9 protein-coding genes are annotated in these 14,217 nt (G+C 62.4%); 3 read left to right on the top strand and 6 right to left on the bottom strand.

The genetic code is table 11. The features are described 5' to 3' along the window. Positions 1-93: 93 nt before the first annotated feature. The 5 genes from AC3IT9_RS17415 to AC3IT9_RS17395 form a co-directional block, all read right to left on the bottom strand. Positions 94-3,192 (bottom strand): efflux RND transporter permease subunit, encoded by a 3,099-nt coding sequence (locus AC3IT9_RS17415; RefSeq protein WP_489270505.1) that lies wholly within the window; start codon positions 3,190-3,192, stop codon positions 94-96. Next, entirely contained in the window at positions 3,189-4,301 is a 1,113-nt protein-coding gene (locus AC3IT9_RS17410) for an efflux RND transporter periplasmic adaptor subunit (RefSeq protein ID WP_489270504.1), read from the bottom strand. Before AC3IT9_RS17410 ends, AC3IT9_RS17415 begins: the two co-directional genes overlap by 4 nt. 30 nt (positions 4,302-4,331) lie before the next feature. Then, positions 4,332-5,849: an efflux transporter outer membrane subunit gene (locus AC3IT9_RS17405; RefSeq protein WP_489273528.1), complete on the bottom strand. Its 1,518-nt coding sequence runs from the start codon at positions 5,847-5,849 to the stop codon at positions 4,332-4,334. Positions 5,850-5,966: 117 nt separating this feature from the next. Continuing rightward, on the bottom strand, positions 5,967-6,182 hold the full coding sequence (locus AC3IT9_RS17400) for a hypothetical protein (RefSeq protein ID WP_150756142.1): 216 nt from the start codon (positions 6,180-6,182) through the stop codon (positions 5,967-5,969). A gap of 120 nt (positions 6,183-6,302) precedes the next feature. After that, the gene (locus AC3IT9_RS17395; RefSeq protein ID WP_489270503.1) at positions 6,303-9,200 is read right to left on the bottom strand and encodes an AAA family ATPase; all 2,898 of its coding nucleotides are present in this window, start codon (positions 9,198-9,200) and stop codon (positions 6,303-6,305) included. A 276-nt stretch (positions 9,201-9,476) separates the two neighbouring features. On the opposite strand from AC3IT9_RS17395, the gene mhpA reads away from it, so the two are divergent. Together mhpA and AC3IT9_RS17385 are read left to right on the top strand one after the other, a co-directional pair. Next, complete coding sequence (gene mhpA / locus AC3IT9_RS17390; RefSeq protein ID WP_489270502.1) at positions 9,477-11,135, top strand: bifunctional 3-(3-hydroxy-phenyl)propionate/3-hydroxycinnamic acid hydroxylase MhpA; 1,659 nt, start codon at positions 9,477-9,479, stop codon at positions 11,133-11,135. Positions 11,136-11,137: 2 nt separating this feature from the next. Further along, a complete protein-coding gene (locus AC3IT9_RS17385; RefSeq protein ID WP_489270501.1) occupies positions 11,138-11,782 on the top strand; it encodes a TetR/AcrR family transcriptional regulator in 645 nt (214 codons plus the stop codon). A 277-nt stretch (positions 11,783-12,059) separates the two neighbouring features. Here AC3IT9_RS17385 and AC3IT9_RS17380 read toward each other — a convergent pair whose 3' ends face one another. Beyond that, positions 12,060-13,295, bottom strand: coding sequence for an NADH:flavin oxidoreductase/NADH oxidase family protein (locus AC3IT9_RS17380; protein ID WP_489270500.1), 1,236 nt, complete (start codon positions 13,293-13,295; stop codon positions 12,060-12,062). A gap of 243 nt (positions 13,296-13,538) precedes the next feature. On the opposite strand from AC3IT9_RS17380, the gene AC3IT9_RS17375 reads away from it, so the two are divergent. Then, positions 13,539-14,153: a TetR/AcrR family transcriptional regulator gene (locus tag AC3IT9_RS17375; protein ID WP_150756094.1), complete on the top strand. Its 615-nt coding sequence runs from the start codon at positions 13,539-13,541 to the stop codon at positions 14,151-14,153. Positions 14,154-14,217: the final 64 nt, after the last annotated feature.

Here is a 14,217-nt window from a genome sequence, read left to right as displayed (position 1 = left end):
TGCAGATGAAGCAGAGACCTCGGTTGTTTTCAGAAACGGCACTGAGCAAACCTTTCCAATAGCGGTGAGGTCGGGAGCACAGTGCCACGGCACTCATCCCTCAGAAGCGAGCGCGGCGTCCCCCATCACCTGTTGGATGCCAGCGGCCGTCTGGCGACCCACCTTGAACCACGCGGCGTACAACGCCGGGACGAAGAAAATCGTCAGCAGCGTCGCCACGGTCAGGCCGCCCATGATCGCTATTGCCATCGGCCCCCAGAACACACTGCGCGTTAGCGGGATCATGGCGAGGACGGTGGCCAGCGCCGTCAGCATCACCGGACGAGCCCGGTGAATGGCAGCATCCAGAACAGCATTCCACGGGTCGCGCCCTTCGGCGATCTCGATCTGTACCTGATCGATCAGGATCACTGCGTTGCGCATGATCATGCCACCCAGTGCGATGATGCCCAGTATCGCGACGAAACCCAGTGGCGACTGGAACACCAGCAGTGCCGGCACCACGCCGATCAGGCCCAGCGGCGCGGTCAGCACCACCATCCACATGCGGGAGAAGTTCTGCAGTTGCAGCATGAGTAACAGCAGGATGGTGATTAACATCAACGGGGCCACCGCGAGCAGCGCCTTGTTCGCCTTGTCACTTTCCTCCACCGCACCGCCCACGTCGATGCGGTAGCCCGACGGTAGCTTCGCTTCGATATCCTTGAGCAATGGCTGGATTTCCTGCGTCACCGATACACCTTGTTCGCCATCCCTCACATCGGCACGCACCGTGATCGCCATATCGCGGTTACGGCGCCACAGCACTGGCTCTTCCAGTTCAGAGCGCACCTGTGCGACTTGCGACAGCGGCACCACCGTGCCATGTCGCGTGTAGAGATTGATGTCTTTGAGTGTGTCGAGGCTCAAGCGCTCCTCAGGCACGGCACGGGCCACGATGTCGATCAGGTCCTCGCGCTCACGCAGCTGCGACAGGGTTGCGCCGTTCAGCACGGTCTGGGTCGCCAGCGACACGTCGGCCGGCGTGAGGCCAAGCGCGCTCGCCTTGTCCTGATCGAGCTCCACTTTCAGCGTGCGCACCGGGTCGTTCCAGTCGAGCTGGAGGTCGCGCACCTTAGGGTTGGCCCCAACCACCTTCTCCACGTCGCGGGCAATCTGGCGCACCACCTGGGTATCGGGACCTACGACGCGGAACTGCACCGGGTAGCCGACAGGCGGCCCCAACTCGAGGCGGGTCACGCGCACCCACGCCTGCGGGAATTGTTGGTCAGCCGAGGTCACCAGCCTCTCACGTACCCGTTCACGTGCATCCAGGTCCTTGGTCATTACAACGAATTGGGCGAATCCCGGATTCGGCAGCTCGGGGTTGAGCGAGAGATAGAAGCGCGGTGCGCCGGCGCCGGTGTAGGCGGTATAGAAACGCACGTCCTCGTCCTTCGCCAGGATCTCCTCCATGCGCTTGACCTGCTCGGTCGTCGCGGCGAACGAGGCGCCTTCCTTGACGCGCAGGTCAATGACCAGTTCAGGACGCGAACTGTTGGGGAAGAATTGCTGCGGTACTAGCTTGATACAGGCCAGAGCAAGCACCAGGGCGCCAAACGTCGCACCGATGACCACCCAGCGGCGCTCGATAGCGGCGTCGATCAGGCGGCGCAGTCTGCGGTAGAACTTCGTGTCGTACGGATCACCATGCAGGTGCTTGCCCAAGTCGTTGGGCAGCATCTTGACCGCCAGGTACGGCGTGAAGATGCCGGAGCAGATCCACGAGAACAGCACCGCGGCGCCGACGATCCAGAAAATGCCACCCGCGTACTCGCCGGTGGTGGACTGCGAGAGGCCGATCGGCAGGAAGCCCACGACGGTGATGAGTGCGCCGGTCAGGCGCGGCATGGCGGTGGACTGATAGGAGAACGCGGCTGCCTTCACGCGGTCCATGCCGGTTTCCATCTTCGCCACCATCATCTCGATGGCGATGATGGCGTCATCCACCAGCAGTCCCAACGCGATAATCAGCGAGCCGAGCGAGATGCGCTCGAGGTTCCAGCCCATCGCCAGCATCACCAGCGCCACGCCGCCCAGCACCAGCGGCACCGTGGTCGCGACCACGAGGCCGGCGCGCCAGCCCAGGCTGGCCAGGCTCACCGCGATCACAATGATCAGCGCCTCGGCCAGCGCGCGCCCGAAGTCGTGAATAGCATCCTTCACCGTGGTGGGTTGGTCGGCCACGAGCTCCAGCTCCACGCCGTGCGCAAGTTCCGACTGGATCCTGGCGACTGCCGTGTCCATCGCCTTGCCAAGGTCCACGATGTTGCCGTCGCTGGTCATTGTGATTCCGAGCATCAGCACTGGCTGGCCGTTGTGGCGCACCGTGTAGGTCGGCGGATCCTCGAAGCCACGTGCAACGGTCGCGATGTCGCCGAGCTTGATCAGCCGGCCGCCCGCAGAGATGGGTACGTTGCGGATAGCCTCTTCGCTGGAGAATTGGCCACTCACGCGCACCATGACGCGGTCGCCGCGGGTGTCGATCTGGCCTGCGGGCAACATCGCGTTCTGGCTCTTGAGGCTTTCGGCGATGGCCAGCGGTGTAATGCCCAGCGCTGCCAGGCGCTCGTGCGAGAACTCGACATAGACACGCTTGGCCTGCTTGCCGATGAGATCGATCTTCTTGACCATCGGCACCTTCAGCATCTGGCGCTTGATGTCCTCGGCCGCGTCCGACAGGTCGGCGTGGCCGACGCCGTCACCCTTGACCGCGTACATGAGGCCGTACACGTCGCCGTACTCGTCGTTCAGGATCGGGCCGATCACGCCGTCAGGCATCTCGAGGCTCAGGTCGTTGAGTTTCTTGCGCGCCTGGTACCAGGCCTCGCGCTGGTCAGCCTTGGAGGTGCCGCCGCGCACGGTGAGCGTCATGCCTGCGTAGCCTTGCCGTGCGTAGGTGACCACTTTCTCGAAGTTGTCGATCTGCTCGAATTTCTTCTCCATGCGGTTGAGGACCTGGTCCTGCAACTGCTGGGCGGTGGCGCCCGGCCAGATGACCATGGCGGTCATGGAGGGCACGGAAAAGTTCGGATCCTCGAGTTGACCGAGCCTGGTGAAACTGAAGGCACCGGCCACCGCGACAATGAGGAGCATGAACAGGACGATGGCGCGATGGCGCAGCGCCCAGTCGGTGAGGTTGAAGTTGTTCATCGGGCTGCCTGCTGCGTGGTGTTTGCGTCAACAATCGCCGCGCCAGGAAGCGCGACCTTCAATCCGGACGTCATTTTCTGGATCCCGGCGGTAACGACCAATGCGCCGGCCTGCGGCCCGGAGACGAGCACCTCGTCGCTACGGTAGCCCCAAACTGCCACACGCTCCAGTTCGACGATGCCTACCGGATTCTTGCCCTCAGGCGTGACGACCCACAGCGCCGGCTGGCCGCCGCTCTGCGTCAATGCAGTGGCTGGCACTGCCGCCACAGAGACACTTGTCATGACTCGCTCGGCCATCACCGTGGCGGTGGCGCCCAGCGGCAGCGTCTGCAACGGCTTGAGCCGCGCGCGATAGGTGCGCGTCTGCGCTGCAGCCTGTGGCGACAGCTCGCGCAGCTTGACATCGAAGATCTCGTTCGGCGCACTGGCCAGCGAGGCCTTGAAACGCGCGTCCTTGAAGACGGCTAGCTGATCCTCGGGCACGTCGATGACGATCTCGGCTTCATCCGGGTTCGCGATCGCGACAACCGGTTGCCCCTCCGGTATGACCTGCCCGGCCTCAAAGCGCACCGCCGTGACGACGCCGCTACGCGAGGCGCGCAGCATGGTGTACTTGAGCCGGTTACGCGCGAGTTCGAGCTTTCGCGCCTCGGCCTCGGCGGTTGCATGCGCGGTTTGGGCATTGGTATGCGCGCGCTCGGCGTCGGCCGCACTGACCGAACCGTCAGCCTTCAGGTCGGTCAGGCGCTGGCGGTCCGAGTCGGCCTGACGCGTCTGCTCGACGGCAACCGTCCACTGTTGTCGCGACGCTTCCTCGGCGAGGCGGTAGTCGCTATCATCCAGCACAGCCAGTATGTCGCCTTCGCGCACGAACTGGCCTACCTCGACCTTGCGCTGAGCGACCTTGCCGCCCACGCGGAAGGCTTGGTCGACTTCATGCCGCGATTGCACGGTGCCCACGTATCGGCTGATGTCGCGAGCATTGTCGTAGCTGATTTCAACGGTGCGTACCGGTCGTGGTGCCTGCACGGACGGCTGATCCGGACTGCATGCGCAAAGCATGGCGGCGACGGCCAAAACGCCGGCCGCAGTAAGGGAATTCTTCAAGACGGTTCCTCTTTGGAAAACGACAGATTCTTAGGAAAGTGGTGGCCGGTCGGCTTTGGCGGTTGCGGTTGGGTTGGAGGGTTGTTCGAACACCTGCCAGCCCCCGCCCAGTGCCTTGTAGAGCTGCACGCTATCGAGCAGCAGGCGGGTGTTGCTTTCGTTGGAATTCAGGCGTGCCGCCAGGCGCGCCCGCTGCGAATCCAGCAGTGGCAACAGGTCGATTTGCCCGCGGTTATACAGCGACTGGGCGCGGTTCTGCGCAGCCTCCGCGGACGCGGCGGCCAATTGCAGCGACCCCGAGCGGCGGCGTTCCTGCGCAAGCGTGACGAGGGCGTTTTCCACATCCTCGAGCGCCCGTACGATGCCGTCTTCCGCGCGCAGCAGCGCCTCTTGTTGAGCACTTGCGGCCGCTTCGTTGATCGCTTGCGTGCGCCCGGCGTTGAAGAGCGGCATCGCCAGCAGGCCCGCGACGTTGGTGAAGCGCGCAACGCCGAGATCGGCACCGTTCAGGTTGAGACCCTGGCGGCCGAAGGACGCGCCGAGAAAGAGTTGCGGGAACCACTCGGCTTTCGCTTGCTGGCGACGAGCATTGGCGGCGTCGAGTTGTGCCATCAGCGCCAGTACGTCAGGTCGGCGTTGCAGCAACTCGGCGGGCTGGCCGGGCTTGGCCTCGGGCACGTCGATCAAATCACCGCTTGAAGGCTGGATGTTTTTGGTGTTGAAAGACTGATCTGCGGTTAGCACGGCGATACGGTGACGTGCCACCGCCACTTGGGTTTCCAGCGGCGGAATCTGCGCCCGCGCCGACAAGGCGTCGGTCTGCGCGCGTTCGACGTCGAAGGCGGATGCCAGCCCCACCTGTTGACGTGCGGTCACCAGGCGCAGCGTCTCGTCCTGCATCGCTGAGATTGCACGAAGCGTCGCGACCTGGCGTTGCGCACCGACCAGTGTGAAGTAGTTGCTGACGACGTCGCTCATCACCAGCAGGCGTACGCCGCGCATGCTGTGTTCCGCGGCCAGCGCATCGGCGTCAGCCGCCGCTGCACCGGCGCGCAGGCGGCCGCTCAGGTCGAGTTCCCACGAGACGTCCAGGCCCACGCTGGTGGTCCTGGTATCCGGATAACCCTGTTTCGTGGTCGAGTTGTAACCGCTGCTGCGGTCACTGCCGGAGACGGATGCGCCGACGCTCGGGAGCAGCCAGGACTGGCTGACGGTTTCTCCGGCACGCGCGGCACGCAAGCGCTCGGCGGCAATCTTGACGTCGCGGTTCTCACGCGCGGCTCGGCGCACCAAATCCGTCAGCATCGGGTCGTGGTAGACCTCCCACCACGCCGCCTCGGGTTCCATCTCAGAGGCCGTGCTCGCAGCGAAGTTGCTCGGCAGGTCGACCGACGGCTTGACGACCGGCGTGGAGCAACCGGCCAGGGCGAGGGCGATCGAAGTGGCAAGGGCGGCCGCAACGGCGAGCCCGGCCGGGCGCTCGGCCCGTTTCAAGGTTGTCCGAGCGGTGTGAAGGGGGAGTGGAAAGGAAACTGGAAGTCGCGGCATCGCATTGGACTCGTGTGGATTCGAGATGGCATCAGCGTATGGCCCGGCGTGCACGAAGTCGTCAGCGAAGCGTCGCCGTTCGGTCGCCATATCGAGCGCACATTCATGTGGGAGACGTCACTCGCCGTCGGCATCGGCCGTGTGCTCGCCGGCTGCCAACGCGAGGTCCGAGGCAATCGACTCCAGCAGCTCTTCGGCTGACGAAAACTCGCGCTGTCGTCCGGTGACCAGGTTTTCGAGGCGGCCCACCAGGGCCCCCGGCGCGGCGTCGCTACGCAGCTTCACTACGTACGAGCGGCGGCTCGGGTATTTGGATTCAGGGTTCAGGATCATCGCAGGCCAGGGGGCAGGAAAGTTCGACGACAGCGTAAGCGGTTCCCTGGGGCGAGTCGTAAGCGAAAGGTCAGACTTCGGTCTGGACAGTAACCCTTACCGCAGAGAAATCACGTCGCTTCAAGCCGGCTTGGCAGTGTGAATCAGCGAGCGCGCACGTTTCGCCAGCTCGGTTCCGTCAGTTTCGGGTGACTGGTCAACCAGCGTGGCCAATGCCTTTTGGTCCTCGGCCGTAGCGTCAGGGTGCGCGCACAGTTCGACCAGCGCTTGCAGCTCCAGCCACGGTGCTTCCTGGGCGCGAGCTTCTGCAACCGCGCGCCGCACCGCAGCGATGCCGGCGTCGGGCTGACCCTGTGCTCGCGAGATCGCTGCCTCCAGCAGCAATAGCTGTGGCAGGTATACGCGCTCGCCCAGTTCCTCGCCCACCCGAAATGCTTCCTGCAGCTCGACTTGCGCTGCGTTGCAATCACCTGCGAGCAGCAGCGACTCGGTGGCGTAGCCGAGCACCTCGCTGGCACCGGAGCGCATTCCGAGCCCGGTGTGTTCTTCATAGGCCTCACGGATGCGACGGTAGCCGTCGCGCGGTGCACCGTTGCGCGCGTCGGCCCAGCCGCGCCACCAGCGACAAGCCGTTCGCCCCAATGCGAGCGAGTATTCATCGACCAACTTTTGCATGTCGTCAGCCAGAGCGGCTACACGCTGATGGTTCCCCAGCCGCACCTCGATCAGCACCTCCTGCCAGGCAGCGACCAGCCACGTCATAGGCTGGCGAAGCACTTGCGCGCGGGTCCGCGCCCGCTGCATGTGGGCCCGGCCTTGCTCAACCAGGCCAGAACGCACGAGTTCTATGGCCAGCATACCGTGCAGCATGACCTGAGGGTCGACCGCAAAGATCTCGTTCGTCCCGATGTCCAGCGGCTCGGCGATCGCGAGGGCGCGCTCTAGCCAACGGCGGGTTGTCTGCGTGCGACCTTGGAGATGGTGCACCTCGCCCTGCACGATGCACGCCACCAGCATGAGCACTGGATCGTTCGCCTCGCACGAGAGGGCTTCGGCGCGTTCCGCCACCTCCAGCGCCAGCGCATAGTCGCCGCGCAGACCGAGCAGATAGCCGAATCCGTGCAGCAGGCGACCGCGCATTGGATGCCCGGGTACATTCGCTAGCAGCGTGTACGCGCGTTCGAACGCGTTCCTGGCTTCGCTGCCGACACCGAACGTGTGGAAAGCCGACACCCCCTGCAGTGTGGCCAGGGTAATTTCGAGTGCATCGCGCTCCATCCCTTCTGGCGCTTGGCGCAGCAGGACCAATGCGCGCTCAGTGAGACCGATGCACAAGGCCGGGCTGAAGTGCAGCAGCGCGGCTTCTGCGGCCTCGGCGTAATAGCGCAGCGCGATCATCGGCTGCCGAGCCCGGTCGAAGTGCGTCGCCAGCTCCGAGGCAGCAACCGGCACGCCGGCCATGCGCTCACGTTCGAGGGCAGTGCCAACCTGGCGATGGAGGTGGGTGCGCAATGAGCGCGGCGTGCGGTCGTACAGTACCTGACGGAAGAGGGCATGCCGAAACGAGTAGGGTAGCTCCACCGTCTCCTCAGGTTCGGCGGCCCGCGACCGCGTGAGCCACACCTGCTCGCGTACCAGTTCCTCGCAGGTCTGGGCCACAGAAGCGAGGTCGCGTTCGAGGGCCAGCGAAACCGTCTCAACCCGGAATTCGACTCCGCATACCGCTGCCGCCGAGAGCAGCGCATGCTGCTCCGGGCCGAGCCTGGTGATGTAGTGATCAATGATGGCCGCGAGGTTCTCGGGAACCGCCATCCCCGCCAGCCGGGCCTCGATGGTGGCGTCGTCGTCCGTGGTGTCCATCACTTCGCTGATGACTGACGACACGAACAGCGGCACACCGTCGGTGCGCTCATGCAGGGCACGCACGAAGGCTTCATCGCGGGCCAGAGAGGCCGAACGCAGCGCAACAAAGTCAGCGACCTCGGTTTCCGAGAAAGGATCGAGCACCACTTCCTCGCACAGACGTTGCAGGCGCAGTTCGTGGCGCAACGAGTTGAGCGGGTGATCGAGCGCCACCACCTCGGCGACGCGGAAGCTCGCCAGCCACATAAGCCGAGTGCGGCTGCGTCGCCGCGCCACATAGTCGATGAGCTGGACCGTCGCCCGATCGCTCCAGTGCAGGTCTTCGGTTATCAGCAACAGCGGTCGCTGCTCGGTGTAGCGGTCCAGCAGTTCACCCATTTCCCGCAACATGCGATCCGGACCGATGCCGGCAAGCTCGCGCCGCAACGCGTCTCGCTCTTGCGCAGTGCTCAGCCACGGCAGTTGCAGCAACCAAGTCGGCGCCACGGCGCGCATCAGCGTCGGCAGGGCAGGGTCGCTGCGGCACAGATCGGCCAGCGCCTCCAACACCGGCAGGTACGGCTCGCCGGTGCCGTAGTGCTCCACGCAATGGCCGCGTGCGCAGGCAATGCCGCCAAGGCTGGCGAGGAAATGCTCGATCAACGTGGTCTTGCCAATCCCCGGTTCTCCGGCAAGCCAGAGCACTGCACGTTGCCCGCCGTCAGCCCGTTCCCATGCCCGATGCAGCCTTGAGAGCTTGTCGATGCGACCAATGAACGGCGGTGATGGATGCACGCCGACCGACGGCACCGCCGCGGATTCAGGCGGCATCGAAGGTGCAGGGGAGGGCGTGGCGATGAAGCGATAGCCGCGTCGCGACACCGTCTCAATGAAGCGGGGCTGCCTGGAGTCGTCGCCCAGCACCTTGCGCAGATCACTGATGGCCGTCTTCAGCACTGAATCGCTGACGAACCGATGCCCCCACACGGCATCAAGCAAGGCATCCTTGGTCACCAGCGATCCGGGTTGGCGTGCAAGTGCACACAGCAGGGTGAAGGGCGTTGGCGCCAACGGCACGGTTTCTCCGTTACGTAACAAGCACGCGTTGGCCTCGTCGAGCTCGAAATCGACGAAACAGAGCTGGACCGGGTTCGGATGGGACTGCGGACGCGCCACGTTGGATTCCTGAAGTCTAAAACATGGGTGTGCCCTCGTGAGGCATGGCACGTGGTCACTCCAATAACAACGCTGATCGGCTCGGAAGCCAAGCCTCACCGGTCGGAAACTGGCCCTCGGCATAGCTCACATGGCCTCATCACGGTGCGGTAATGATCCTGCAAAAATAATGACAAGAATATCAATATTGAAATATTCCTCAATTTTACTTACCTTCACCTTGCCTGACGATGAGATCTCCACGTCTCACGACTTCAATCACAACAAGGGCTCGAGATGAACAACAACAAGAAAGGTACCGAACTGCCTCCCACCGCCGTCGATGTGCTGGTCGTCGGTAACGGTCCGGTAGGGGCGACAATCGCGGCGCTGCTCGGCCGCTATGGGGTAAAGACACTGGTATTGGACAAGACCCATGAGGTCCTGTTGATGCCCCGCGCCATTGCTCTGGATAACGAGGCGCTGCGCATCCTGCAACTCGCCGGATTGTCGGAAGACGCTTTCGAGAAGATCGCTATCCCTGAAGTGAGGATGCACTCCCCGGTCCTCGGGCAATTCGGTCGGGCCAATACCGCGGGGTGCATCGACGGCCATCCCAAACTGGTGACTTTCTATCAACCCGACCTCGAACACGCGATGCGCAGCCAGGTTTCCCGGCTGAAGACAGTGACCAGCCTGGGAGGATTCGAGCTCGAGAACCTGGTCGAGGAATCAGATTGTGTCGTCGCCACCGTACGGGGCGATGATGGCCAGACGTATCCCGTTCGCGCCCAATACCTGGTAGGTGTGGATGGCGCAAGCTCCAGGGTCAGGGCACTGATTGGCCAGGAATTCGAAGGACAGACCTATGGTGAGGATTGGCTGATTGTCGATGCCAGGAACCGGCATAAGTCAGCCATCGATCACGTTGAGTTTATCTGTGATCCACGGCGTCCAACGCCGCACATGCCCGCTCCCGGCGGAAGGGAGCGTTGGGAGTTCATGCTACACCCGGGCGAATCCCGGGAAGAGCTGGAAAGCCCCGAAAGCATAGCCCGACTGATCGCGCCATGGATCAATCCGCAAGAGCTGGAAATCGAGCGAAAGGCGGTGTATCGGTTCCACGCGCGCTGCTGCAACAGATTCAGCAAGGGACGCATCTTTCTCGCGGGAGATGCAGCCCACATCACCCCCCCTTTTGTCGGGCAAGGTCTCGTAGCGGGACTGCGCGATGCAGCCAATCTTGCCTGGAAACTGGCCTGGGTCCTTCGCGGCCATGCCGCGCCTGCAATACTCGATACCTATGACGTAGAGCGTCGCCCCCATGCCCAGGCGATGATCAATCTGGCGAAACTCATGGGCCGCCTGGTGATGCCGAGAAACAAGGTCGCAGCGTTCTTCATCCACGGCCTGATGCGCACGCTGGCGTTGACTCCCGCTACCAGAAAGTACTTCGAGCAGCTGGACATCAAGCCAAAGAACATCTTCAAACAGGGGCTGTTCGTGCAGCATCGTCGTGGCGACAAGCTGGTTCGTGGCGGTCTGTTTCCCCAAGCCTGGGTTCGCAACATGCAACAGCAGATCCAACTGAGCGACGATGCGCTTGGAGCCAACCTGACCCTGGTTGGATTCGGTGTTGACCCAATGTCACTGCTGACCGCCGCTCAGGTCGTTTCCTGGGACAAAATGGGCGGCCACTTCTTGCAGATCGGACCCTGCGGCCAGCGCTCCGGTGGCGGTTGCGACTTCATCGAAGACCTGAACCATGGCATCCTGCCGCTGGCTGCCAAAGGCACGCTGGTTGCGGTTCGCCCCGACCGTATCATCATGCACCACGCCCCAGGCGTAGAGGCAGGCAGTCTCGTTCGAGACTGTATGGGCCTGTTGGCTAGCGCCGACGCCACAGCCGATAGCGTTTCGATTACCATCAACGAGCCCCCTCGATTAAGAGCCTGAAGATGCCTTCCCCCACTTTTCCTTCAGAAGCAACTGAACAAGAGCCTCTCACTCGGGGGCACAAGAAGCGTGAACGCACCCGTCGCGGCCTGGTGGATGCGGCATTGCGTCTTGTCGCACGTAAGGAGGTGGGGGAGATTGCGCTGCTCGATGTCGCCTCGGAGGCCGCGGTGTCCAACGGCACCATCTACAACTATTTTCGAACGCGCGACGAAGTACTCGAGGCGGTTGGCATCGCCATGGCGAGTGAGTTCTCCGATGCCATTTCCGCCCTGAGTTCGGGCGTGCACTGCGGTGCGCAGCGGCTTTCGATTGGTGTGCGTATGTTCGTATGCCGGGCCGCGTATGACCATCAATGGGCCAACGCACTGCTGCGCATCATCCATTCCGATCAGACCATGCGCTCGCGTCTGGCTGCTCATGTGCTGGGCGATCTGCGTGAAGGTCTGCGCGCGGGGACTCTCGCTTATGAGGACGAGGGGGTCGCCCTGGACATGGTCGTATCGTGCACAACCGGAGCCATGCGCTCGGTTGTCGAAGGGCGTGTAGTGGCGGAACACGACCAGCGGGTCGCCGAGATGATTCTCAAGGCTCTGGGCGTAACACCTGCCAGAGCCAAGAGAATCGCCGGTAAGCCGCTACCCTAGGGGGCGTTCTCAATTAGTTTCCACACCGCGCCGGGTCTGCTGTTGTGCAGGGCAAGGCGCGAGAAGCGTGGTTTGGTCATTCCAAATAAGCTTCGAGCAACGCAGCCCTGCACAACAGCAGGCCCGGCCCTTCGGGTTGTGCCTTAAAGTGGGCCAGGCTGCGTTGCAGGCCTTGGAAAGGGAGCAACCATTCCCAGCGGCCTGCGCCTTGCCTGGCCCGCTTTAAGGCGACAACGCGGCGGGGAAACTAATTGAGAACGCCCCCTACATTGGCCGGCTAAACCCGGCCAACCCATTGCCGATAGTTCTTCGCCTGGCGACGAGACTTCAGCTGATTGCCGATCAATGCCATGAGTGGCGACGTCCTGGGTTTTGTCCGTTTCCCTTGACTCAGCAAGCCGAGCTGCTTCTTGATCACCGACGCCACTGCAAGCGATGCCAGCGCCTTGTTCTTCCAGCGGACGACGATGGGCTCCACTTCGGTGTCCTGACCTGCCATCCACTGGCTTGGCAGGGCCGGCTCGATTGCCAGCGCGGTGGCAAGCCCCACCATCGACACCGAACCGCTCACCACTCGCTGCGCCACCTCCTTTCTACGCACGCCGCCGGTGACCATCAGCGGCATGTGCGCTATTTCTCCTATTTTCTCCGCGAACTCGAGAAAATACGCCTCTCGAGCCAAGCGGCTGCCATCGCGGGTCTGCCCCTGCATTGCCGGGCTTTCGTAGCTGCCACCCGACAACTCGACCAGGTCGACCGCCCTGGCGTTGAGCATTTCCACCACGCAAGCCGCATCCTCGGCATCGAAACCGCCGCGCTGAAAGTCGGCGGAATTGAGCTTCACAGCGACACAAAAGATCGGTGCTACTCGCTGACGTATTGCATCGATGGTTCGCAGGAGAATTTGCGCACGATTTTCCAGGCTGCCACCCCAGCAGTCGTTACGCTGGTTGGTCAAGGGCGAAAGGAATTGGCTGAACAGGTAGCCATGTGCTGCATGAATCTCCACGCCGGTGAATCCGGCACGTTCTGCCAACACCGCCGCTTGGGTATAGCGCTCAATCAGTTCCTCGATCTCCTGCTCATTCAAGGCCCTGGGTGGCACAAAAGCTTTTGAGAGGCCGGGGATCTCGACCGCAACGGCGGAGGGGCCTCTTGCCGGTTGCCCCATTGAAGCCAATAGCTGCCGTCCAGGATGATTGATTTGCATCCAGGCTTGAGCTCCGCGACAGCGGCAAGCATCGGCCCACAGCCTGAATTTGCCCAGGTTGCGATCGTCCTCGAGCACCACGCCGGCGGGTCCGGTCAAGGCGTGGCGATCAACCATGACGTTGCCAGTGATGATCAGACCGGCCCCACCCTCCGCCCAGCGCCGATAGAGCTTGACCAGTGCTTCCCCAGGAGCGTGATCCTCATCGGCAAGGTTCTCCTCCATGGCAGCCTTGGCGATTCGGTTTGGAATCACCGTGCCGTTAGGTAATCGAAGCGGTTTGAAGAGCTTTGAGCCGGTCATGTTCTGTCCTTCAGCTGATGAGAATTTGGCCAGCCCGCGCAGGGCTTGATGTGCCGAGAAGGCAAGCCTGAAATACAACACAATTGAACATGCGTGTTCAATTGTGTCAATAACGTAGGACTTTAATTGACCTGGCTTAAGGCCGTTTTTCAGGCAGAAAAAACTACATGCTTAAAAATATGGTTGACGGAAAATGAACACAGGTGTTCAATCGCTTCATGAGGTAATCCTGGAGAGAGAACCGTGGAATCCCTGAATCCAACACAGCGCCGCATTCATCAAGCTGCCTTTCGCCTGTTCGCTGAAAGAGGCACCTCACAAGTGAACATTCTCGACCTCGCACAAGAGGCAGGCGTGGCGCGCGGAACGGTCTATAGCAACATCGACAGCATGGAAAGCCTGTTCGAGGCGGTCGCCAGCCATCTCGCGAGGGAGATGCATGAGCGCGTCAACAAGAGCTTCAATTCCCTCTCCGATCCGGCTCAGCGCCTTGCCAATGGCATTCGGTTCTTCATTCGTCGAGCGCACGAAGACTCACAGTGGGGAGCGTTCATCCATAAATTCGCCATGAGCAATTCTTCGTTGCGCGAAATGTTTAGCAGCCAGGCGACTACGGATCTTCTGAGCGGGCTTTCCAATGGGCGCTACCAGTTTGCGCAGGAGCAATTGCTCTCAGTACTGACGTTGATATCGAGCAGCGTCCTGGGCTCGATTTTCCTGGTTCTGGAAGGGCACAGAACGTGGCGCGAATCGGGATCTGACACAGCGGAACTAGTGCTGCGGGCATTAGGTGTGCCTCTCGAGGAGGCTAGAGCACTGGCAACCAAAGAGTTGCCGGCACTTCCTCCTCTCGACTGAGCGCTGTAACCGACTCAAAAAAAAACACCCCTGGAATTTTCAGGGGTTCGGGGATCGCTTTGCC

It is taken from the genome of Pseudomonas sp. KH_046_1 (genome assembly GCF_057839025.1).
The sequence above is the reverse complement of the archived record's forward strand: the minus strand, read 5'-3'. Positions and strand labels throughout refer to the sequence as shown.